16 protein-coding genes and 1 tRNA gene are annotated in these 22,610 nt (G+C 69.6%); 10 read left to right on the top strand and 7 right to left on the bottom strand.

What is annotated here, in order from left to right; genetic code table 11:
* Positions 1-198 precede the first annotated feature (198 nt).
* The 6 genes from rsmG to rpmH form a co-directional block, all read right to left on the bottom strand.
* Positions 199-915, bottom strand: coding sequence for a 16S rRNA (guanine(527)-N(7))-methyltransferase RsmG (gene rsmG / locus ACWD1Z_RS15290; protein WP_451118858.1), 717 nt, complete (start codon positions 913-915; stop codon positions 199-201).
* Between the two features lie 128 nt (positions 916-1,043).
* Positions 1,044-1,556: a Jag family protein gene (locus ACWD1Z_RS15285; protein ID WP_383310714.1), complete on the bottom strand. Its 513-nt coding sequence runs from the start codon at positions 1,554-1,556 to the stop codon at positions 1,044-1,046.
* A gap of 15 nt (positions 1,557-1,571) precedes the next feature.
* The gene (yidC, locus tag ACWD1Z_RS15280; protein ID WP_451118856.1) at positions 1,572-2,843 is read right to left on the bottom strand and encodes a membrane protein insertase YidC; all 1,272 of its coding nucleotides are present in this window, start codon (positions 2,841-2,843) and stop codon (positions 1,572-1,574) included.
* Between the two features lie 3 nt (positions 2,844-2,846).
* Positions 2,847-3,200 (bottom strand): membrane protein insertion efficiency factor YidD, encoded by a 354-nt coding sequence (gene yidD / locus ACWD1Z_RS15275; protein ID WP_389416611.1) that lies wholly within the window; start codon positions 3,198-3,200, stop codon positions 2,847-2,849.
* Positions 3,200-3,568, bottom strand: coding sequence for a ribonuclease P protein component (gene rnpA, locus ACWD1Z_RS15270; protein ID WP_451118854.1), 369 nt, complete (start codon positions 3,566-3,568; stop codon positions 3,200-3,202). Before rnpA ends, yidD begins: the two co-directional genes overlap by 1 nt.
* A 21-nt stretch (positions 3,569-3,589) precedes the next feature.
* Entirely contained in the window at positions 3,590-3,727 is a 138-nt protein-coding gene (gene rpmH, locus ACWD1Z_RS15265; protein ID WP_003975051.1) for a 50S ribosomal protein L34, read from the bottom strand.
* 385 nt (positions 3,728-4,112) lie between these two features.
* Here rpmH and dnaA point away from each other — a divergent pair, with 385 nt between their 5' ends.
* The 9 genes from dnaA (at position 4,113) to ACWD1Z_RS15220 (ending at position 16,818) form a co-directional block, all read left to right on the top strand.
* The gene (dnaA, locus tag ACWD1Z_RS15260) at positions 4,113-6,077 is read left to right on the top strand and encodes a chromosomal replication initiator protein DnaA (protein WP_451118851.1); all 1,965 of its coding nucleotides are present in this window, start codon (positions 4,113-4,115) and stop codon (positions 6,075-6,077) included.
* A gap of 860 nt (positions 6,078-6,937) precedes the next feature.
* Positions 6,938-8,068 carry a DNA polymerase III subunit beta gene (dnaN, locus tag ACWD1Z_RS15255; protein WP_389416614.1) on the top strand — a complete coding sequence of 377 codons (1,131 nt, stop codon included), beginning with the start codon at positions 6,938-6,940 and terminating at the stop codon, positions 8,066-8,068.
* 128 nt (positions 8,069-8,196) lie between these two features.
* Positions 8,197-9,075 (top strand): phosphogluconate dehydrogenase (NAD(+)-dependent, decarboxylating), encoded by an 879-nt coding sequence (gene gnd, locus ACWD1Z_RS15250; protein WP_389416615.1) that lies wholly within the window; start codon positions 8,197-8,199, stop codon positions 9,073-9,075.
* A 39-nt stretch (positions 9,076-9,114) separates the two neighbouring features.
* A complete protein-coding gene (recF, locus tag ACWD1Z_RS15245; RefSeq protein WP_451118849.1) occupies positions 9,115-10,236 on the top strand; it encodes a DNA replication/repair protein RecF in 1,122 nt (373 codons plus the stop codon).
* 32 nt (positions 10,237-10,268) lie between these two features.
* Positions 10,269-10,820 carry a DUF721 domain-containing protein gene (locus ACWD1Z_RS15240; RefSeq protein WP_451118934.1) on the top strand — a complete coding sequence of 184 codons (552 nt, stop codon included), beginning with the start codon at positions 10,269-10,271 and terminating at the stop codon, positions 10,818-10,820.
* 363 nt (positions 10,821-11,183) lie between these two features.
* Positions 11,184-13,253: a DNA topoisomerase (ATP-hydrolyzing) subunit B gene (gyrB, locus tag ACWD1Z_RS15235; RefSeq protein WP_451118847.1), complete on the top strand. Its 2,070-nt coding sequence runs from the start codon at positions 11,184-11,186 to the stop codon at positions 13,251-13,253.
* A 42-nt stretch (positions 13,254-13,295) separates the two neighbouring features.
* Entirely contained in the window at positions 13,296-15,890 is a 2,595-nt protein-coding gene (gyrA, locus tag ACWD1Z_RS15230; protein WP_451118845.1) for a DNA gyrase subunit A, read from the top strand.
* 17 nt (positions 15,891-15,907) lie between these two features.
* Positions 15,908-16,633, top strand: a complete 726-nt coding sequence (locus ACWD1Z_RS15225) for a DUF3566 domain-containing protein (protein WP_451118843.1) — start codon at positions 15,908-15,910, stop codon at positions 16,631-16,633.
* 111 nt (positions 16,634-16,744) lie between these two features.
* Positions 16,745-16,818, top strand: a tRNA-Ile gene (locus tag ACWD1Z_RS15220).
* Positions 16,819-17,018: 200 nt separating this feature from the next.
* Here the strand turns inward: ACWD1Z_RS15220 and ACWD1Z_RS15215 are convergent.
* On the bottom strand, positions 17,019-20,942 hold the full coding sequence (locus ACWD1Z_RS15215; protein ID WP_451118841.1) for an nSTAND1 domain-containing NTPase: 3,924 nt from the start codon (positions 20,940-20,942) through the stop codon (positions 17,019-17,021).
* 425 nt (positions 20,943-21,367) lie between these two features.
* Between ACWD1Z_RS15215 and ACWD1Z_RS15210 the strand changes: the two genes are divergently transcribed.
* On the top strand, positions 21,368-22,582 hold the full coding sequence (locus ACWD1Z_RS15210; RefSeq protein ID WP_389416622.1) for an amidohydrolase family protein: 1,215 nt from the start codon (positions 21,368-21,370) through the stop codon (positions 22,580-22,582).
* Positions 22,583-22,610 lie beyond the last annotated feature (28 nt).

Here is a 22,610-nt window from a genome sequence, read left to right as displayed (position 1 = left end):
TTACGGTCGCGGGGTTCGGCCGCGGCGCGGCCCCGGCCGATGATGCCGTGCAGCAGTGAGCGACGTTTCACGTGAAACACGATGCACAGCAGCCGAGGCCGATTCGCCGCCGACACTCCGGCATGCATAGGTTTGGCAGCTTGTGTGGAGTACGTCTCGTCCTCAGGACGGATCAGAGACGACCACCCGCACCCTTGCTCAACGGCGCCGTCGGGTCCGTCCGGTCCGAGCCGCCTTCGCCCGCTTCGCAGCGAAGCGCACCCCGCCGGGGCTCTCCCCGACCTCGACCCGCACCACCGTCGAGAGCGGGTCCACCAGGCCCTCGCCGACCTGCAGGACGGAGGTGCTCACCGCGCCGAGCTTGCTCAGCGCCGTGGCGGCGCTCTTCAGCTCCTCCTCGGCGGTGTCGCCCTTGAGCGCGAGCATCTCCCCGTACGGGCGGAGCAGCGGGATGCCCCAGGTCGCCAGCCGGTCCAGCGGGGCCACGGCCCGTGCCGTCACCACATGGACGGGCTGGATCTTGCCCATGACCTCCTCGGCACGGCCCCGGACGACGGTCACATGATCGAGGCCCAGCAGCTCGACGACCTCGGTGAGGAAGGTCGTCCGGCGCAGCAGCGGCTCCAGCAGCGTGATCTTCAGGTCCTCCCGGACCAGGGCCAGCGGAATGCCGGGCAGTCCCGCCCCGGAGCCGACATCGCACACCGTCACCCCCTCGGGCACGACCTCCGAGAGCACGGCACAGTTCAGCAGATGCCGCTCCCAGAGCCGGGGCACCTCACGGGGCCCGATCAGACCGCGCTGCACGCCCGCCTCCGCGAGCAGCTCCGCGTATCGGACCGCGTCCGCGAAGCGATCACCGAACACCTCACGCGCCTGTTCGGGCGCGGGGGGGAGCTCCGCTGCCTCCGTCACGAGGGACCGTCCTTCCGTACCGTGTCAGCGCCACCCGGGCGCCGACACCAGAACCACCAGAACTATCAGGCTGACAAAGTTCGGCCCCGCCTGCCGGGCAGACGGGGCCGGAGGAACGTACGGACCGATCAGGCGGGCAGCACGACGACGAAGCGCTGCGGCTCCTCGCCCTCGGACTCGCTGCGCAGACCCGCGGCCTTGACGGCGTCGTGCACGACCTTGCGCTCGAACGGCGACATCGGCTTCAGCTTCACCGGCTCGCCGGTGTTCTTGACGTCGGCCGCCGCCTTGGCGCCCAGCTCGGAGAGCTCGGCGCGCTTCTGGGCGCGGTAGCCGCCGATGTCCAGCATCAGCCGGCTGCGGTCGCCGGTCTCCCGGTGCACGGCCAGGCGCGTGAGCTCCTGGAGTGCCTCCAGCACCTCACCGTCGCGGCCGACCAGCTTCTGCAGATCGCGGCTGCCCGCGTCGCTGATGATCGAGACAGCGGCGCGGTCGGCCTCGACGTCCATGTCGATGTCGCCGTCGAGATCGGCGATGTCGAGCAGACCCTCGAGGTAGTCCGCCGCGATCTCGCCCTCCTGCTCCAGGCGGGTCAGGGTGTCTGCACCCTCGGCAGCGGCGGAGGTGGTGCCTTCCGTCACGGGATGGACTCCTTCTTACTTCTTGGACGGGGACTTGGGCCGCTGCGGACCCTTGCGCTGTCCGGACTGGGCCTTGCTGCGGGCTCCGGAGCCGGGCTTCTGGCCGCCCTTATTGGCAGCGGACGGCTTGGCGTCCTCCGGCGCATCGGACTTGGTCAGCGAGGTCTTGGCCTCGGGCTCACCGCCCGGTGCCTTCGCGACGGCGGACTGACGCCGGGACTTGCTCTGCCGCTTGGGCTGCTGGCGCTTGGGCGCCGTCGTGGGCGTACCGTCCTCGGTCTCGACGGCGACGGGCGACTCGCTCTTCACCACACTGCCGTCGGTCTGCGCGGCAAGACCCGCCTTGTTCAGGCCGTTGATGAACTTGCGCTCGTACTCGTTGCGGTCACGGCCCTTGGCGACGATCGCCTTGATGATGACGCGCTGGCTGCGGCGGCGCGCCTTGCCGTGGTGCGTGACGTGCTTGGTCAGGCGCTCCAGGTAGGCGGCCTGCGCCTTGGAACCCGGGGTCGGGTTGTTGTGGATCACGTACATCTGCTGGCCCATGGTCCACACGTTGGTGGTCAGCCAGTAGACGAGGACACCGACCGGGAAGTTGATGCCGAAGACGGCGAACATGACCGGGAAGATGTACAGCAGCATCTTCTGCTGCTGCATGAACGGCGTCTTCACCGTGGTGTCGACGTTCTTCGTCATCAGCTGGCGCTGCGTGTAGAACTGCGACGCCGACATCAGGACGATCATGACCGCGGTGACGATGCGCACGGTGGTCAGCGAGGCGTCCAGCGCCGCGACGTCCGACGAGCTGTCGGTGAACTTCGCGGCCAGCGGGGCACCGAAGATGTGGGCCTTCTGCGCGCTGTCCAGCAGGCCCTGGTTGATGGCACCGATGGTGTCGTTGTTCGCGATGCTGTTGAGCACGTGGTACAGCGCGAAGAAGAACGGCGACTGCGCCAGGATGGGAAGGCACGAGGAGAGCGGGTTGGTACCCGTCTCCTTGTACAGCTTCATCATCTCTTCGGACTGGCGCTGCTTGTCGTTCTTGTAGCGCTCCTGGATCTTCTTCATCTCGGGCTGCAGCGTCTGCATGGCCCGGGTCGCCTTGATCTGCTTCACGAAGAGCGGGATCAGGCAGATACGGATCAGAATCACCAGGGACACGATGGACAGGCCCCAGGCCCACCCGGTGTCATCGCCGAAGAGGGCGCCGTACACCTTGTGGAACTGGACGATGACCCAGGAAACGGGTGTCGTGATGAAGCTGAAGAGGCTGGCAATCGTGTCCACTAATCATGCTCCTTGGGCATGGGACGGGGTCTCTGCGGCCGGGCTCGAAGAACCATGGTCCTCGGTGGCCGTTTCGGCGGCGGAGGGCCCGCCCTTGCGTGCGCGCCATGCGCCCCGCAGCATCTCGTGCCATCGCGGGCGCTTGCGCGGCGGGACATGGTCCACACCGCCCAGCGACCACGGGTTGCAGCGCAGGATGCGCCAGGCCGTGAGCGCCGTGCCCTTGACCGCGCCGTGCCGGTCGATGGCTGTGTAGCCGTAGTGAGAGCACGACGGGTAGTACTTGCAGACCGGTCCCAGCAGCGGACTGATCGTCCACTGGTAGATCTTGATCAGGGCCAGTAGCGGGTACTTCATCACGCGCCCCCTCCCAGCAGCCGCTGCAGAGCGGCGTCCAGGTCTTGGGCCAGCTGTGCATGGTCGGCGTCACCCGCTCCGGGCAGCGCTCGTACGACTACCAGGCTACCGGGGGGGAAGACGTCGACCCGATCGCGCACCAGATGGCGAAGCCTGCGCTTCACCTTGTTGCGCACGACCGCACCGCCGACGGCTTTGCTCACGACGAAACCCGCACGCGTCGGGGGAGCGCTCTCCCCAGGCGCGTGCGGGTCCGTGGCACCGCTACGAAGGTGGACGACGAGGGTCGGGCGGCCGGCCCGGCGGCCTCGTCGTACCGCGGTCGCGAAGTCCTCGCGCCGCCTCAGCCGGTTCTCGGTGGGCAGCACGACGGCATGACCTGACCGGGATCAGGCGGACAGTCGGGCGCGACCCTTGCTACGGCGAGTCGCGAGAATCGCGCGGCCGGCACGGGTACGCATACGCAGCCGGAAGCCGTGGGTCTTGGCGCGACGACGGTTGTTCGGCTGGAAAGTGCGCTTGCTCACTCGGGGGCTCCAGTAATCAAATCGGTGGTTGCGGGTGCCGTCCTGGCTGTCACCGTGCGCCCACGAGTAGCTCGCGTTACGCCCGAGTGCACCGCTTCCCGATCACCGGTTCACCCCCGCACTGGCGGGGACGTGATCTTGTGCCCATCGGAGGCAGGCGGCAGCAGCCATCGACAACTCGACCTGGTTACGGTACGCGGGGCTACGCCATCCGGTCAAACCAGGGGCAGCCGGGAGACACTGTCCACAGGCTGGGGACAACAACTTGAACCGCACCCGTCGCCCTGACTACCGTGGCTGAACTCCGATTCGCCCGTCCCACCCGATTTGAATCCCGATTCGTCCCACATCACACGTTCGTGGGACCCGTGAGAGAGCGTGCCCTGTGGCTGACGTACCTGCCGATCTTGCCGCAGTGTGGCCACGAGTACTCGAGCAGCTCCTCGGTGAGGGCCGGGGCCAGGGGGTCGAGGCGAAGGACGAGCACTGGATCCGCCGCTGTCAGCCCCTCGCACTGGTCGCGGACACCGCCCTGCTCGCCGTACCGAACGAATTTGCGAAGGGCGTACTGGAGGGCCGTCTCGCGCCGGTCGTCAGCGAGACCCTGAGCCGCGAATGCGGGCGCCCGATCCGCATCGCGATCACCGTGGACGACTCCGCCGGCGAGCCCTCGCCCTCTCCGGCACCCCGCTCCCAGCCGCGCTACGAGGAGCCCGAGCTCCCCTCCGGCCAGTACGAGGGGGGCTACGGCCGCCACCGCGGCGCCGACGGCGACGCCTACCCGGCCCGGTCCGACCAGGGCGACCAGCTCCCGACGGCCCGCCCCGCCTACCCGTCCGAGTACCAGCGCCCCGAGCCCGGCGCCTGGCCGCGCCCGCAGCAGGACGAGTACAGCTGGCAGCAGCAGCGCCTCGGCTTCCCCGAGCGCGACCCCTACGCGTCGCCGTCCCAGGACAGCTACGGCCAGGACGGCTACGGCCAGCAGCAGGACTACCGCCCGCAGTCGATGGACCGCCCGCCCTACGACGGCCAGCGCTCCGAGTACGAAGGTCAGCGTTCCGACTACGACGGCCAGCGCTCCGACTACAACAAGCCGCGCCCTGATTACGACAAGCCGCGCGGCGACTACGGCCAGGGCCGCTCCGACTACGACCAGCGCGACTCCCGCCGTGAGCTCCACGAGCCGTCCGGCGGCACGGGTCCCGGCCCGGGTCACGGGCACCGCGGCGGACCGGCCGGGTCCTCGCTGCCCTCCTCCAGCGGTGCCCCCGGCCCGCTGGGCGCGAAGCCGGCACCGGCCACCGGACCGGGCGAGCCGACCGCGCGCCTGAACCCCAAGTACCTCTTCGACACCTTCGTCATCGGAGCGTCGAACCGTTTCGCCCACGCGGCGGCGGTCGCCGTCGCCGAGGCGCCCGCGAAGGCGTACAACCCCCTCTTCATCTATGGGGAGTCCGGACTCGGCAAGACCCACCTGCTGCACGCGATCGGGCACTACGCGCGGAGCCTCTACCCCGGCACGCGCGTGCGTTACGTGAGCTCGGAGGAGTTCACCAACGAGTTCATCAACTCCATCCGCGACGGCAAGGGCGACAGCTTCCGCAAGCGCTACCGCGAGATGGACATCCTGCTCGTCGACGACATCCAGTTCCTCGCGGACAAGGAGTCGACGCAGGAGGAGTTCTTCCACACCTTCAACACGCTCCACAACGCCAACAAGCAGATCGTGCTCTCCAGCGACCGGCCGCCCAAGCAGCTGGTGACGCTGGAGGACCGGCTGCGGAACCGTTTCGAGTGGGGCCTGATCACCGACGTCCAGCCGCCCGAGCTGGAGACCCGGATCGCGATCCTGCGCAAGAAGGCGGTCCAGGAGCAGCTCAACGCCCCGCCGGAGGTCCTGGAGTTCATCGCCTCGCGGATCTCGCGCAACATCCGCGAGCTGGAGGGCGCGCTGATCCGGGTGACGGCGTTCGCCTCGCTCAACCGGCAGCCGGTGGACCTGGGCCTGACGGAGATCGTCCTCAAGGACCTGATCCCGGGCGGCGAGGACTCGGCCCCCGAGATCACCTCGACGGCCATCATGGGCGCCACCGCGGACTACTTCGGCCTCACGGTCGAGGACCTGTGCGGTACCTCGCGCGGCCGCGCGCTGGTGACGGCCCGCCAGATCGCCATGTATCTCTGCCGTGAGCTGACGGACCTCTCGCTGCCCAAGATCGGCGCCCTCTTCGGCGGCCGCGACCACACGACGGTGATGCACGCGGACCGCAAGATCCGCAATCTGATGGCCGAGCGGCGCTCCATCTACAACCAGGTCACCGAGCTCACCAACCGCATCAAGAACGGCTGACAGCCACGCCGGCACGGCATCCAGGGCGCCCTCCGGAGGAGATCCGGGGGGCGTTCCTCGTTGTGCCGGTGTCACCCGGTGTTCGATTACCTGCGAGGTTACGGCCACTCTCCACAGATTCGGTGACTTTCTTCCGTCCACATCCTGGGGACTGCGGAGTTGTCCAGATCGTGTCCACAGGCTGTGCTGTTGAAAGACCATCAGCCCAGCTCAGCCGGTTGTGGATTCGTGGACGAAGGATCTCCACAGACTGTGGACAACGCGTCGGTCCACAGGGTGTGCACGGAGTTGTCCACCGGCAACCCACAGGCTGGGGCGGGTTGTCCCCAGCGATCGCCGGTTTCTCCACATGGTTGTCCACTGTTCGGCAACGCGACGCGCCTTCTCACCGACGCGAGTGAAAGGCGTCACACGAAGGTGCCGGGTTGGGCTGTGGGAAAGCCGGGTAAACCTGGGGACGGTGCTGGGGAGAACTCGCCTCAACCTGTGCACGGGGTGTGCAGAACTTTCTGTTCTCCACAGATACGCCCGGTTGTCCACTGCCTCCACCCACAGGACCGGTGGACAAAATTTGCGCCCTGAGCTGGGCAAACGGAGTTATCCACGGTTTCCACAGGCCCTACTACTACTGACGACTAGAGAGAGCTGGGAAACCGTTTCGAAGTGGGTCCTGTGCACAACTCGCCCTCCGGCTCCCGGCTGCCCCTCGTCACGACTTGACCCCGAGGGGCACCTACTGTCAGTGCCGTGCGTCAGACTGTTCCCCGGTGTCCCTCCCCCACACAGGGACCGAGGACACCGCGACAGACGACGAAGCCAGGCAGGCCGAGAAGCGCCGGCAACAGCAGGAGGCGGCAACAGTGAAGATCCGGGTGGAACGCGACGTACTCGCGGAGGCCGTGGCCTGGGCGGCGCGCAGCCTCCCGGCCCGCCCGCCGGCCCCTGTCCTCGCCGGCCTGCTGCTGAAGGCCGAGGACGGCCAGCTGAGCCTGTCCGGCTTCGACTACGAGGTCTCCGCACGCGTGTCGGTGGACGCCGAGGTCGAGGAGGAGGGCACGGTCCTCGTCTCCGGCCGGCTGCTCGCCGACATCTGCCGCGCGCTGCCGAACCGGCCGGTGGAGATTTCCACAGACGGTGTACGGGCGAGCGTGGTCTGCGGCTCCTCGCGGTTCACCCTCCACACCCTGCCTGTGGAGGAGTACCCGGCGCTGCCGCAGATGCCGACCGCGACCGGGACCGTCCCCGGTGAGGTCTTCGCCTCCGCGGCCTCCCAGGTCGCCATCGCCGCCGGCCGCGACGACACGCTGCCGGTGCTGACCGGTGTGCGCATCGAGATCGAGGGCGACCGGGTCACGCTGGCCTCCACCGACCGCTACCGGTTCGCGGTCCGTGAGTTCCTGTGGAAGCCGGAGAACCCCGACGCGTCCGCGGTCGCGCTGGTGCCCGCGAAGACGCTGCTGGACACCGCCAAGGCGCTGACCAGCGGCGACAGCGTGACGCTGGCGCTGTCCGGCTCCGGTGCCGGTGAGGGCCTGATCGGTTTCGAGGGCGCGGGACGGCGGACGACGACCCGGCTGCTGGAGGGCGACCTGCCGAAGTACCGCACGCTGTTCCCGACCGAGTTCAACTCCGTCGCGGTGATCGAGACGGCGCCGTTCGTGGAGGCCGTGAAGCGTGTGGCGCTGGTGGCCGAGCGGAACACCCCGGTGCGGCTCAGCTTCGAGCAGGGCGTGCTGATCCTGGAGGCCGGTTCCAGCGACGACGCACAGGCTGTGGAAAGGGTGGACGCGCAGCTGGAGGGCGACGACATCTCGATCGCCTTCAACCCGACGTTCCTGCTGGACGGCCTGAGCGCGATCGACTCCCCGGTGGCCCAGCTGTCGTTCACGACCTCCACGAAGCCGGCGCTGCTGAGCGGCAAGCCCGCGGTGGACGCCGAGGCGGACGAGGCGTACAAGTACCTGATCATGCCGGTCCGCCTCAGCGGCTGACGGCAACACCGCAGGTCGGGGCATACGTTTGAGCGCGTATGCCCACAGGTGTGCGTGACGGTCCGGGTTTAGGCTCGGACATGGGTACGAAGGTGCCAGTCACGCCACAGCAACCTAAGGAACAACTGATGGAGCTCGGTCTCGTCGGCCTCGGCAAGATGGGCGGCAACATGCGCGAGCGGATCCGCCGCGCGGGCCACACCGTCGTCGGATACGACCGCAACCCGGACCTCGCGGATGTCCACAGCCTGGAAGAGCTTGTGGGCAAGCTCAAGGGCCCGCGCGTCGTGTGGGTGATGGTCCCGGCCGGTGCCGCCACCCAGTCGACCATCGACGAGCTCGCCGAGCTCCTGGAGCCCGGGGACGTCGTCGTGGACGGCGGGAACTCCCGCTGGACGGACGACGAGAAGCACGCCGAGGAGCTGGCCGCCAAGGGCATCGGCTTCGTCGACTGCGGGGTCTCCGGCGGCGTCTGGGGCCTGGAGAACGGCTATGCCCTGATGTACGGCGGCGACGCGGAGAACGTCGCCAAGGTGCAGCCGGTCTTCGACGCGCTCAAGCCCGAGGGCGACTTCGGATCGGTGCACGCCGGCAAGGTGGGCGCCGGGCACTTCGCGAAGATGGTCCACAACGGCATCGAGTACGCGATGATGCAGGCCTACGCCGAGGGCTGGGAGCTGCTGGAGAAGGTCGACTCCGTCACCGACGTGCGCGAGGTCTTCCGCTCCTGGCAGGAGGGCACGGTCATCCGCTCCTGGCTGCTGGACCTCGCGGTCAACGCCCTCGACGAGGACGAGCACCTGGACCGGCTGCGCGGTTTCGCACAGGACTCCGGCGAGGGCCGCTGGACCGTGGAGGCCGCCATCGACAACGCCGTGCCGCTGCCCGCGATCACGGCGTCCCTGTTCGCGCGGTTCGCCTCCCGCCAGGAGGACTCCCCGCAGATGAAGATGATCGCGGCGCTGCGCAACCAGTTCGGCGGCCACGCGGTCGAGAAGAAGCAGTAACCAGCGAGAACCAGCACCGGGGGAGGTCGGCGCACCACCATGCACGTCACGCATCTGTCGCTCGCCGACTTCCGCTCGTACGCCCGGGTCGAGGTTCCGCTCGACCCGGGCGTCACCGCCTTCGTGGGCCCCAACGGCCAGGGCAAGACGAACCTCGTCGAAGCCGTCGGCTATCTCGCCACCCTCGGCAGTCACCGCGTCGCCTCCGACGCGCCCCTGGTACGCATGGGCGCCGACCGCGCGATCATCCGGGCGCAGATCCGGCAGGGCGAGCGGCAGCAGCTGGTGGAGCTGGAGCTGAACCCCGGCCGGTCCAACCGCGCCCGGATCAACAGATCGTCGCAGGTCAGGCCGCGGGACATCCTCGGGATCGTGCGTACGGTGCTGTTCGCGCCGGAGGATCTGGCGCTGGTGAAGGGCGACCCCGGTGAGCGCCGCCGCTTCCTCGACGAGCTGATCACCGCCCGCTCCCCGCGCATGGCGGGAGTGCGCTCCGACTACGACCGGGTGCTCAAGCAGCGCAACACCCTGCTGAAGTCGGCCGCACTCGCCCGCCGGCACGGCGGCCGCTCGATGGATCTGTCCACCCTCGACGTGTGGGACCAGCACCTCGCGCGCGCGGGCGCCGAACTGCTCGCTCAGCGCATGGACCTGATCGCCGCGATCCAGCCGCTGGCGGACAAGGCGTACGAGCAACTGGCGCCCGGCGGCGGCCCGCTGGCGCTGGAGTACAAGCCGTCCGCGCCCGGCGAGGCGCACACGCGTGAGGCCCTGTACGAGCAGGTGATGTCCGCGCTCGCGGACGCCCGTAAGCAGGAGATCGAGCGGGGCGTCACCCTGGTGGGGCCGCATCGCGACGATCTGCTGCTCAAGCTGGGGCAGTTGCCCGCCAAGGGGTACGCCTCGCACGGCGAGTCCTGGTCGTACGCGCTGGCGCTGCGGCTGGCCTCGTACGACCTGCTGCGGGCCGAGGGCAATGAGCCGGTGCTCGTGCTCGACGACGTCTTCGCGGAGCTGGACACCCGGCGCCGCGAGCGGCTGGCCGAGCTGGTCGCCCCCGGGGAGCAGGTGCTGGTGACGGCGGCGGTCGACGACGACGTGCCGCACGTGCTGGCGGGGGCGCGGTACGCCGTGGCCGAGGGGACGGTGGAGCGCGTATGACCGCCGACGATCCCCAGAAGGCCGCGGGCCCCATGAAAGCCGCGGGCCCCCAGAAGGCCGAGGAGCCGGTGAAGAAGGCCCCCGAGCCGTCCGGTGTCGACCTCGCGCGCGTGGCGTTGCGCGCGGCGAAGGAACAGGCGCGCGCGCGGGGGGACGCGGCGCAGCAGAAGAGGCAGGCGCGGCGCGGCGGCGGCCTGCGTTCCGGCGCGCGCGCCGACGGCCGCGACCCGATGGCGCTGGGCGCCGCCATCAACCGGCTGATCACCGAGCGCGGCTGGGAGGCGCCGGCCGCGGTGGGCGGGGTGATGGGCCGCTGGCCGCAGATCGTGGGGCCGGACCTGGCCAACCACTGCGAGCCGCAGACCTACGACGAGGACGAGCGGGTGCTGGTCGTGCGGTGCGACTCGACGGCCTGGGCGACGAATCTGCGGCTGCTCGCCCCGCAGTTGGTGGCCCGGCTGAACGAGGACCTCGGGCACGGCACGGTGCGGGTGATCAAGGTCCTGGGCCCCGGCGGCCCCGAACGCCGCTACGGCCCCCTCAGGGCCCCGGGCAGCACCGGACCCGGCGACACCTACGGGTGACGTACCTCACGTACCGGCTGTCCGGGACGGCTCCGTCGTAGCACTGCACGCGGTCGCGGATCCCCTCGTGCGGGCGACCTGACTCCCAAGTAGCAAAGGGTTGACACCTCGAAGCGCTGAGTGCCGCTGTGAGCCTCTTGGAGCCCCGCTCCGCATATGGGGAGTCGGGAGAGACCGGTTCAGGGCGGCACATGCGGACTCAGGTACCGGCAAACCCCCATCACTGTCGGCGCTAACGGTAGACTGAAAGCCAATCCCGCCCCACACGTGGGGACCGCCCGGGAAACGCTGAGCAACGCTGATCAAGGCTTACCAACGCAACATGCCGCAGCCGCTCCGGCAACCTGCCGACGAGCCTGGCTAGTGCTGTGCCAGAAAGGGCGCTTCGTGGCCGATTCCGGCAACCCCAACGAGAACATCCCGTCCACCGACGCCGTGGCAGGCGTACCCGAGGCCCATGCCACGGCGTACGACGCGAATGCCATCACCGTCCTCGAGGGTCTGGACGCGGTCCGCAAGCGACCCGGTATGTACATCGGCTCGACCGGCGAGCGCGGCCTGCACCACCTCGTGTACGAGGTGGTCGACAACTCCGTCGACGAGGCGCTGGCCGGTCACGCGGACACCATCGAGGTGACGATCCTCCCCGACGGCGGCGTGCGGGTCGTGGACAACGGCCGTGGCATCCCGGTGGGCATCGTCGCCTCCGAGGGCAAGCCGGCCCTGGAGGTCGTGCTGACCGTGCTGCACGCGGGCGGCAAGTTCGGCGGCGGCGGCTACGCGGTCTCCGGTGGTCTGCACGGCGTGGGCGTCTCCGTGGTGAACGCGCTGTCGTCGAAGGTGGCCGTCGAGGTCCGCACCGACGGCCACCGCTGGACGCAGGACTACAAGATGGGCGTCCCCACGGCGCCGCTCGCCAAGCACGAGGCCACCGAGGAGACCGGCACCTCGGTCACCTTCTGGGCCGACAGCGACATCTTCGAGACCACGGACTACTCCTTCGAGACGCTCTCGCGGCGCTTCCAGGAGATGGCGTTCCTCAACAAGGGTTTGACGATCAAACTCACTGATGAGCGCGACTCGGCGAAGGCCACCTCCGGGGCGGACGAGGCCGGTGCGGACGAGACCGCCGAGGTCAAGACGGTCACGTACCACTACGAGGGCGGCATCGTCGACTTCGTGAAGTACCTCAACTCCCGCAAGGGAGACGTGGTGCACCCCTCGGTGATCGACCTCGAGGCGGAGGACAAGGACAAGGCCCTCTCCCTCGAGATCGCCATGCAGTGGAACAGCGGTTACAGCGAGGGCGTGTACTCCTTCGCCAACATCATCCACACGCACGAGGGCGGCACCCACGAAGAGGGCTTCCGCGCGGCGCTGACCAACCTGATCAACAAGTACGCGCGCGACAAGAAGCTGCTCCGCGAGAAGGACGACAACCTCACCGGCGACGACATCCGCGAGGGTCTCACCGCGATCATCTCGGTGAAGCTGAGCGAGCCGCAGTTCGAGGGCCAGACCAAGACCAAGCTGGGCAACACCGAGGCCAAGACCTTCGTCCAGAAGGCGGTCTACGAGCACCTCAACGACTGGCTGGACCGCAACCCGGTGGAGGCCGCGGACATCATCCGCAAGGGCATCCAGGCGGCCACCGCGCGCGTGGCGGCCCGCAAGGCGCGCGACCTGACCCGCCGCAAGGGCCTGCTGGAGTCGGCGTCGCTGCCGGGCAAGCTCTCGGACTGCCAGTCGAACGACCCCACCAAGTGCGAGATCTTCATCGTCGAGGGTGACTCCGCCGGCGGCTCGGCCAAGTCCGGCCGCAACCCGCAGTACCAGGCGATCCTCCCGATCCGGGGCAAGATCCTCAACGTCGAGAAGGCGCGGATCGACAAGATCCTGCAGAACCAGGAGATCCAGGCACTGATCTCCGCCTTCGGCACGGGTGTGCACGAGGACTTCGACATCGAGAAGCTCCGCTATCACAAGATCATCCTGATGGCGGACGCCGACGTCGACGGCCAGCACATCAGCACCCTGCTGCTGACCTTCCTGTTCCGCTTCATGCGGCCGCTGGTCGAGGCCGGGCACGTGTACCTCTCCCGTCCCCCGCTGTACAAGATCAAGTGGGGCCGGGACGACGTGGAGTACGCCTACTCGGACCGCGAGCGTGACGCGCTGATCGAGATGGGCCGCCAGCGCGGCAAGCGCGTGCGCGAGGACTCCATCCAGCGCTTCAAGGGTCTCGGCGAGATGAACGCCGAGGAGCTGCGCATCACGACGATGGACCAGGAGCACCGCGTCCTCGGCCAGGTCACCCTCGACGACGCCGCCCAGGCCGACGACCTGTTCTCGGTCCTCATGGGCGAGGACGTCGAGGCGCGCCGCGCCTTCATCCAGCGCAACGCCAAGGACGTCCGCTTCCTCGACATCTGAGTCGGTCTCAGCTGACCGCACCAGGAAGGATCTTCACCAGCAATGGCCGACGAGAACACCCCCGTCACCTCTGAAGAGGGCGGCATCATCGCCCAGCGTGTCGAGCCCGTCGGGCTCGAGACGGAGATGCAGCGTTCGTACCTGGACTACGCGATGTCCGTCATCGTGTCCCGCGCGCTGCCGGACGTCCGGGACGGCCTCAAGCCCGTCCACCGCCGCGTCCTGTACGCCATGTACGACGGCGGCTACCGGCCCGAGCGCGGCTTCTACAAGTGCGCGCGCGTGGTCGGCGACGTCATGGGCAACTACCACCCGCACGGCGACTCCTCGATCTACGACGCCCTGGTGCGCCTCGCCCAGCCGTGGTCGATGCGGATGCCGCTGGTGGACTCCAACGGCAACTTCGGCTCGCCGGGCAACGACCCGGCGGCGGCCATGCGCTACACCGAGTGCAAGATGGCGCCGCTGTCGATGGAGATGGTCCGCGACATCGACGAGGAGACCGTCGACTTCACGGACAACTACGACGGCCGCTCCCAGGAGCCGACCGTCCTGCCCGCGCGCTTCCCGAACCTGTTGATCAACGGCTCGGCCGGTATCGCGGTCGGCATGGCGACCAACATCCCGCCGCACAACCTGCGCGAGGTCGCGGCCGGTGCCCAGTGGTACCTGGAGAACCCGGAGGCCTCTCACGAGGAGCTCCTGGACGCCCTCATGGGGCGCATCAAGGGCCCCGACTTCCCGACCGGCGCCCTGGTGGTCGGCCGCAAGGGCATCGAGGAGGCGTACCGCACGGGCCGCGGCTCGATCACCATGCGGGCGGTCGTCGAGGTCGAGGAGATCCAGAACCGCCAGTGCCTGGTCGTCACGGAACTGCCGTACCAGACCAACCCCGACAACCTCGCGCAGAAGATCGCCGACCTGGTGAAGGACGGCAAGATCGGCGGCATCGCGGACGTCCGCGACGAGACCTCCTCGCGCACCGGTCAGCGCCTGGTCATCGTGCTGAAGCGGGACGCGGTCGCCAAGGTGGTGCTGAACAACCTCTACAAGCACACCGACCTTCAGTCGAACTTCAGCGCCAACATGCTGGCGCTCGTCGACGGCGTCCCGCGCACCCTCTCCCTGGACGCGTTCATCCGCCACTGGGTGACGCACCAGATCGAGGTCATCGTCCGCCGTACGAAGTTCCGGCTGCGCAAGGCCGAGGAGCGGGCGCACATCCTGCGCGGTCTGCTCAAGGCCCTGGACGCCATCGACGAGGTCATCGCGCTGATCCGGCGCAGCGACACCGTCGACGTGGCGCGCACGGGCCTGATGGAACTCCTGGAGATCGACGAGATCCAGGCCAACGCCATCCTCGAGATGCAGCTGCGCCGACTGGCCGCCCTGGAGCGCCAGAAGATCGTCCAGGAGCACGACGAGCTCCAGGCGAAGATCACCGAGTACAACGCGATCCTGGCCTCGCCGGTCCGCCAGCGCGGCATCGTCAGCGAGGAACTGGCCGCGATCGTCGAGAAGTACGGCGACGACCGCAAGACCACGCTGGTGCCCTACGACGGCGACATGTCGATGGAAGACCTCATCGCCGAAGAGGACATCGTCGTCACCATCACGCGCGGCGGCTACGTCAAGCGGACCAAGACGGACGACTACCGCTCGCAGAAGCGCGGCGGCAAGGGCGTGCGCGGCGCGAAGCTGAAGGAAGACGACATCGTCGACCACTTCTTCGTCTCGACCACGCACCACTGGCTGCTGTTCTTCACCAACAAGGGACGCGTCTACCGCGCCAAGGCCTACGAGTTGCCGGACGCCGGCCGGGACGCGCGCGGCCAGCACGTGGCGAACCTGCTCGCCTTCCAGCCGGACGAGGCGATCGCCGAGATCCTCGCCATCCGGGACTACGACGCGGCGCCGTACCTGGTGCTCGCCACGAAGGCCGGTCTGGTGAAGAAGACCTCTCTGAAGGATTACGATTCGCCGCGCTCCGGAGGCGTCATCGCGATCAATCTTCGGGAGCAGCAGGACGGTTCCGACGACGAACTGATCGGAGCCGAGCTCGTTTCGTCCGAGGACGATCTGCTGCTGATCAGCAGGAAGGCCCAGTCGATCAGGTTCACCGCAACGGACGACGCGCTGCGCCCGATGGGCCGTGCCACCTCGGGTGTCAAGGGCATGAGTTTCCGCGAGGGCGACGAGCTGCTCTCGATGAATGTTGTTCGACCCGGTACGTTCGTGTTCACTGCAACCGACGGCGGGTACGCGAAGCGCACCCCCGTCGACGAGTACCGCGTCCAGGGACGTGGCGGTCTCGGCATCAAGGCCGCCAAGATCGTCGAGGACCGTGGATCGCTCGTCGGCGCGCTGGTGGTCGAGGAGACCGACGAGATCCTCGCCATCACGCTGGGCGGCGGTGTGATTCGTACGCGAGTCAACGAGGTCAGGGAGACGGGCCGTGACACCATGGGCGTCCAACTGATCAACCTGGGCAAGCGCGATGCCGTGGTCGGTATCGCACGTAACGCCGAGGCGGGGCGCGAGGCGGAGGAAGTCGACGGCGTGGACGCCGTGGACGACACCGCCGAGACGGCCCAGGCCGCCGGCACGGACGAGGGTGAGGCGCCCTCGGCCGAGTAGCACGAGGAGTGAGTCACGTGAGCGGAGCCACGGGCGCCGGATCGGCCGGTACCTCTACGGGTACGGAGACGGACGGCGGCGGCCGTGGCTCCGCCGCGCAGACCGCGGACTCGCCCTCGCCCGATACGCATGGATCCCAGGGGGGAACTGTGACGGACACCCGAGGCCCGCAGGCCCAGCAGTACGCGGCCGGCCAGGCCCCGGCGGCTCAGCAGCAGCCGGCGCAGCCCGCGCCGGCGCCCTCGCCGCTGCCCGGCGAGCGGCAGCCCCAGCCCGCCTCCGGGCCCTACCACCCGCCGCAGGCCTACCCGGCGGCCGCCGCCCCGGCGAACGCGGTCCGCAGGCCCCGCACGGGTGCCAGGACCGTGCCGCGCACCCGCAAGGCGCGTCTGCGGGTGGCCAAGGCGGACCCGTGGTCGGTGATGAAGGTCAGCTTCCTGCTCTCCATCGCGCTCGGCATCTGCACCATCGTCGCGGCGGCGGTGCTGTGGATGGTCATGGACGCGATGGGCGTGTTCTCGACGGTCGGCGGCACCATCTCGGAGGCGACGGGCTCGAACGAGTCCAACGGCTTCGACCTCCAGTCGTTCCTGTCGCTGCCGAACGTCCTGATGTTCACGTCGATCATCGCGGTCATCGACGTCGTCCTCGCCACGGCCCTCGCCACCCTCGGCGCCTTCATCTACAACCTCTCCGCCGGCTTCGTCGGCGGCGTGGAGCTGACGCTGGCCGAGGACGAGTGAACACCGCTCCCACCTCTCCTGACGCCTCCCCGACAACCGATTTTGGGACTGCGCACGTCGTGCGCTAATCTTCAGGAGTCAGCGCGCGGGACACACACCGCAGAGCGCGGCGGGGCTATAGCTCAGTTGGTTAGAGCGCATCCCTGATAAGGATGAGGCCACAGGTTCAAATCCTGTTAGCCCCACAGTTCGAGAAACCCCCGGTCCAGCAGGACCGGGGTTTTCTTCTGTTCGGGGGGCGTTGTCACGGCGTGAAAAGACCCGATCGCTGGCGACGGGGGATGCACCAGCGATCGGGCTGTGAACCACAGTAACAAGGCTGGTGGAGCGGCGGGAGGCGGCCGTTCGGGACCGGGTGGGGGTTGTGAGCGGGATCACGTGGTCGTCACGGGTCGCACGGGGGGTCGTAGGAGAGCCGGGGGAGGTATTCGTCCCATTTCTCCTGGGTCAGGACGCCGCGTGTGGTGGCGCAGATGCGGGTCACGGCGCGGTCGACGTCGAGATTCCACAGGCGGACCGTGTCGGTGCCGCTGGAGACGCCGAGCATGTTGCTGCGGGGGCTGAAGGACAGGAAGTTGCCGGTCTTGGCGTTGGGGCTCATCGACTCGCCGATGGGGGCGGCCTCGGAGGGGGTGGCGGCCTTCCACAGGCGGACCGTGTTGTCGTTGCCGCCGCTGGCGAGGGTGCGGCCGTCCTGGCTGAACGTCAGGGAGACGACCGCCTCCGTGTGACCGGTCAGCGTGGCCGCGGGCTCGCGCGTCCCGGCCGGGTCCGTGACGTCCCACAGGCGGACCGTGTCGTCGTCGCTGCCGCTGGCGAGGGTGCGGCCGTCGGGGCTGTGGACGAGGACGTTGACGGGGCCCTCGTGGGCGGTGAGCGGGGAGCCGACCGGGGTGGTGTGCCGGGGGTCGGCGGTGTTCCACAGCCGGATCGTGCCGTCCGCGCTGCCGCTGGCGAGGGTGCGGCCGTCGGCGGAGAAGGCGAGGGTGTTGACGTAACCGCGGTGGCCGGTGAGCGGGGAGCCGTAGGGGGTCGGCCGGTGCGGGTCGGAGATGTTCCACAGCCGCAGGGTGCGGTCGTCGTAGGCCGTGGCGAGGGTACGGCCGTCGGGGCTGAACGCCAGTGCGTCGGGGCCCATGAAGCGGGTGCGCAGGGTCAGGGGCGGGCCGTGGGAGACCGGGCGGGTGGGGTCGGAGACGTCCCACAGGAAGACCGCGCGGGCGCCCGTCAGCACCGCGAGGGTGCGGCCGTCGGGTGAGAAGAGCAGGGAGCGCTGGCCGCCGTCGTCGGGCATGAACGGCTTGTTCAGGGTCGCCGGGCGGTCCGGGTTCCGTACGTTCCACAGCCGGACGCTGCCGTCGCGGGCGGCCGTCGCGAGGACCCGTCCGTCGGGGCGGAAGGCGCCGCTGCGGCCGAACATGTCGGAGGTCGGGATCGACCACAGCCGCACCTTGCTGTCGCCGCTTCCGGTGGCCAGGGTCCTGCCGTCCGGGCTGAAGCCCAGCGCGTACATCTCCCCGCTGCTGCCCGCGAGCGGCTCGCCGACCTGGGCGGGATAGGCCGGATCGCTGACGTTCCACAGGGTGGCGGTGCTGTCCGCGCTGGCCGCGGCGAGCGTGGAGCCGTCGGGGCTGAAGGCCACCGACCAGATGGGCCCGGTGTGGCCGGTCAGGGGTGAGCCCAGCGCGGTGGCGCGGCCGGGGTCCGTCACGTCCCACAGGCGTACGGCGTCGTCGGCGGCGCCACTGGCCAGGGTCTTGCCGTCGGGGCTGAACGCGACGGAGTGCACCAGGTCCGTGTGCCCGGTCAGCGGGGTGCCGTACGGCTTCGGGCGGCGCGGGTCGGCGGTGTTCCACAGCCGGATCGTGTCGTCGTCGCCGCCCGCGGCGAGGGTGTCGCCGTCCGGGCTGAACGCCACCGAGCGCACGGCGGCGCGGGCGCCGGTGAGCGTGCTGACGGCCTTCGGGCGGTCCGGGCCCGCCACGTCCCACAGGCGGACCGTGCGGTCCTCGCCGGCGGAGGCCAGGGTGCGGCCGTCGGGGCTGAACGCGAGCAGGTAGATCGTGCCCTGGTGGCCGGTCAGGGGGGTGCGCAGCGGCTTGGGGCGGCGGGGATCGCGTACGTCCCACAGCCGGATCGTGCCGTCGTCCGCCGCGCTGGCGAGGGTGCGGCCGTCCGGGCTGAAGACCGCGCTGCTCACCCAGCTGGTGTGGCCGACGAGCGGCTTGCCCAGGGGCTTGGGGCGGCGGGGATCGCGCACGTCCCAGAGCCGGACCGTGCGGTCGTAGCTGGCGGTGGCCAGGAGCCCCCCGTCGGGGCTGAAGGAGGTGAGGTAGACGGCGCCGGTGTGGCCGAGGAGCGGGGTGGCCAGCGGGGCGTTCACGATGGACACCAGCCGGTTGTTGGTGCCCTCGTCGCCGGGGCGCAGCCGGTGCGCCACCAGGTCGAGCTGGGCCGACAGCGACGGGTCGGTGTACTGCACGCGGTCCGCCTCGGCCACCACCTGCTCGAACACGGCGTCGTTGCGCTGCTGCCACGCCACCACCGCGGAGCCCACGGCCACCAGCGCCAGCACCACCAGCGTCGCCACCGCACCGCGCCGGACCCACAGGGTGCGCCGGCGCAGCCGTACCGAGGCCGCCAGGAACTCCACCGCGCTGCGGGTCAGGAAGGTGTCCCCCGCCGACCTCGCCCAGCTGTGCGCCTGCTCCAGCCGGGAGCCCCGGTAGAGCAGGGAGGAGTCGCGGTGGGAGTCCTCCCAGGAGCGGCCGTCCTCCTCCAGGCGCTGGCGCAGGAGGTTGCCGCCGCGGTCCTCGTCGATCCACTCGCGCAGCCTCGGCCAGGCGTGCAGCAGCGCCTCGTGGGTGATCTCCACGGTCTCCGCGTCGAGGGTCACCAGCCGGGCCTGGACCAGCGCTTCGAGTGACTCCTCCGTCTTGTCGGGGTCGCTCGACTCCGCCGCCAGCTGCCGCCGGGTGCCGCGTCTGCGGGTGGCCTGGGTGTCCTCGCCGAGCCGGACCAGCCGCAGCAGGAGCAGCCGGGCCGCCGTACGGGCCGCCGGGTCGAGGCCGGACCAGGCCCGCTCGGCGGTCGCCGCGACGGCGCCCTGGATTCCGCCGGCGGCGCGATAGCCGGCCAGCGTCAGCCGCCCGGACTTGCGGCGCTGCCAGGTGGCCAGCAGGGCGTGCGAGAGCAGCGGCAGCACCCCGGCGTCGTGGGCGCCGCGCGGGCCGTCCGCGCTGACCTCGCGGACGATCAGTTCGGCGAGGCCGGGTTCGAGTTCCAGGCCGACGGCCTTGGCCGGTCCGGTCACCGCATCGCGCAGCTCGGCGCTGGTCAGCGGGCCGAGCACCATGTGCCGGTGCTGGAGGGCGTCGGCGAGTTCGGGGTAGCCGAGGCACTGCTCGTAGAAGTCGGCGCGTATGCCGAGGACGACGAGTGCGGGGGCCGGGGCGCCGTCGGCGGCGGGTGAGGCGACGGCGTGCAGTAACTGGATGAAGGTGCGGCGGTCCGTCTCGTCGGCGCAGAGGGTGAACGCCTCCTCGAACTGGTCGACGATGACGACCGGCCGGGCCCCGGGAGCCCGCCCGGCCCACGCCGCGACGGCGTCCCGCACCGCGTCCCCGAACCCCGGGCTTTCCCGCCCGCCCACCGCGGCCAGTTCGGGGATCCGCCGGATCAGCTCGGCCAGCGGATCGGCGCCGGGGACGAGCTGCAGCACGTCCCGCTCGCCCTGTACGGCGGGCACCAGACCCGCGTTGAGCAGCGAGGACTTCCCCGCGCCCGAGGCGCCGACCAGCATCAGCAGCCCGCCGCCGCGCTCCGCCGCCCGCAGCTGCTCGACCAGGGCCGCGGTACTGCGCTCCCGGCCGAAGAACCAACGGGCGTCCTCCTGGCGGTAGGAGGCAAGACCCCGGTAGGGGCAGACGCTCACCGCGGGGGGCGGCTCCTCGGCGGCTTCCTCGGAGACGGGGTCGGCCACCGCCCGCTCCCACAGCAACTGCCACTGCGGCAGGTCGTACAGCCCGGGGGAGACCGGCGCCGGACGGGCGCGCCGCGCCTGCGGGATCAGCACCTGGAGTACGGCGGCCAGGGCGGCGAACTGCGCCGGTACGTTCTTCGCGCGCCGCCAGTCGCTGATGCGCTGCGCGGAAACCCGTACCGGACGCCCTCGTTCATCCACCCGCTGGAGCTGGACGACCGCCTCGGACACCCGCTTGAGGGGCGGGTTCCCAGCCTCCCGGTACAGCAGCGCAAGGCGTTCCGCGAAGGCTGTGCGTGCCCCTGAGTCGGAACTCAAGGCCTCCACCCCTTACTTTCCCCGCACCTGGACGTCCGGACCGGAAAACTCACTTTATACGGCTGACCTGGGCCAAAGCCCTGAGCGGAAAACCGGAACCTCCTCGGAAAGGGTCCCAACTGGCAGGATCACACCGCGTAGCGAGTCAACCGCGCGTCGTCCGGAGAGGCTGCCGGCCTCTGCCGCCTTTGCCGCAGTGACGGAAGAACGATTTCCCGTCCGCGCACCCTGAGAACCTCCCGAGTCCTCGGTCCCGCTCCGGCGGGGACCGACACCAGCGCGTCGTTTGGCACCGGTCCCCGCGAGGGGAGGGACCGGTGCCGAACGACGCGGCATCCGCTCCCGTCGCCTGCCCCTGATGCTTGCCGCTTTCACCCCGTGGGCTTACCTTCATTTCTGACGAACCGTCAGATGCGAGGCGGGAGGTAGCCGGCGTGGTCGAGGTCGTGAACGGCACCAGGGAACTGCCCAAGGTCATCAGCGTGGACGATCACGTGATCGAGCCCGCGCACCTCTTCGAGACCTGGCTTCCGGCCAAGTACCGGGACAAAGGCCCCAAACCCTTCACCGCCGGGATCGGTGAGCTGGAGTACGTGGGCGGAAAGTACCGGTTCACCACCGACCCGGACGGCCAGATCACCGACTGGTGGGAGTACGAGGGCGAGTTCTTCCCGTACAAGCGGATCATCGCGGCCGTCGGGTTCTCCCGGGACGAGATGACGCTGGACGGGATCACCCGCGAGCAGATGCGGCGGGGCTGCTGGGATCCCAAGGCCCGCGTGGCGGACATGGAGATGAACCATGTCGAGGCCTCGCTCTGCTTCCCCACCTTCCCCCGCTTCTGCGGCCAGACCTTCGCGGAGGCCAAGGACAAGGAGGTCGGGCTCGCCTGTGTGCGCGCCTACAACGACTGGATGGTCGAGGAGTGGTGCGGCGACAGCGGCGGCCGGCTCATCCCGCTCTGTCTGATCCCGCTGTGGGACATCGACCTGGCGGTCGCTGAGATCCACCGCAACGCCGCTCGCGGCGTCCGGGCGGTGACCTTCAGCGAGATCCCCACCTATCTCGGACTGCCCTCGATCCACTCCGGTTACTGGGACCCCTTCTTCGCGGCCTGCGAGGAGACCGGCACGGTGGTGAACATGCACATCGGGTCCTCCTCCCAGATGCCGGCCGCCTCCCCGGACGCGCCGCCCGCCGTGCAGGCCTCGCTGAGCTTCAACAACGCCATGGCGTCGATGATGGACTTCCTCTTCTCCGGGGTCCTGGTGAAGTTCCCGCGGCTGAAGCTCGCCTACAGCGAGGGGCAGATGGGCTGGATCCCGTACGCCCTGGAGCGCGCGGACGACGTCTGGGAGGAGCACCGGGCCTGGGGCGGGGTGAAGGACCTGATCCCGGAGCCCCCGTCGACGTACTACTACCGGCAGATCTTCTGCTGCTTCTTCCGGGACCGGCACGGCATCGAGGCCATCGAGACGGTCGGGGTGGACAACGCCACCTTCGAGACGGACTATCCGCACGTCGACTCGACCTGGCCGCACACCAAGCAGGTCGCGGCCGAGCACATGGCGGGCCTGTCGGACGAGGTGACGTACAAGCTGCTGCGCGGCAACGCCATCCGGATGCTCGATCTGCCCTTCGACCGCTGATTGACGGCCACCCGGAGGGGGCAGTCAC

The sequence above is a fragment of the Streptomyces sp. NPDC002784 genome, from assembly GCF_053592135.1.
The sequence above is the reverse complement of the archived record's forward strand: the minus strand, read 5'-3'. Positions and strand labels throughout refer to the sequence as shown.

Excerpts from the sequence above, each read along its gene's own strand:
- recF (WP_451118849.1), top strand. The coding sequence starts at position 9,115 with ATGCACGTCACGCATCTGTCGCTCGCCGACTTCCGCTCGTACGCCCGG.
- gyrA (WP_451118845.1), top strand. The coding sequence starts at position 13,296 with ATGGCCGACGAGAACACCCCCGTCACCTCTGAAGAGGGCGGCATCATC.
- gnd (WP_389416615.1), top strand. The coding sequence starts at position 8,197 with ATGGAGCTCGGTCTCGTCGGCCTCGGCAAGATGGGCGGCAACATGCGC.
- yidD (WP_389416611.1), bottom strand. The coding sequence starts at position 3,200 with ATGAAGTACCCGCTACTGGCCCTGATCAAGATCTACCAGTGGACGATC.
- ACWD1Z_RS15240 (WP_451118934.1), top strand. The coding sequence starts at position 10,269 with ATGAAAGCCGCGGGCCCCCAGAAGGCCGAGGAGCCGGTGAAGAAGGCC.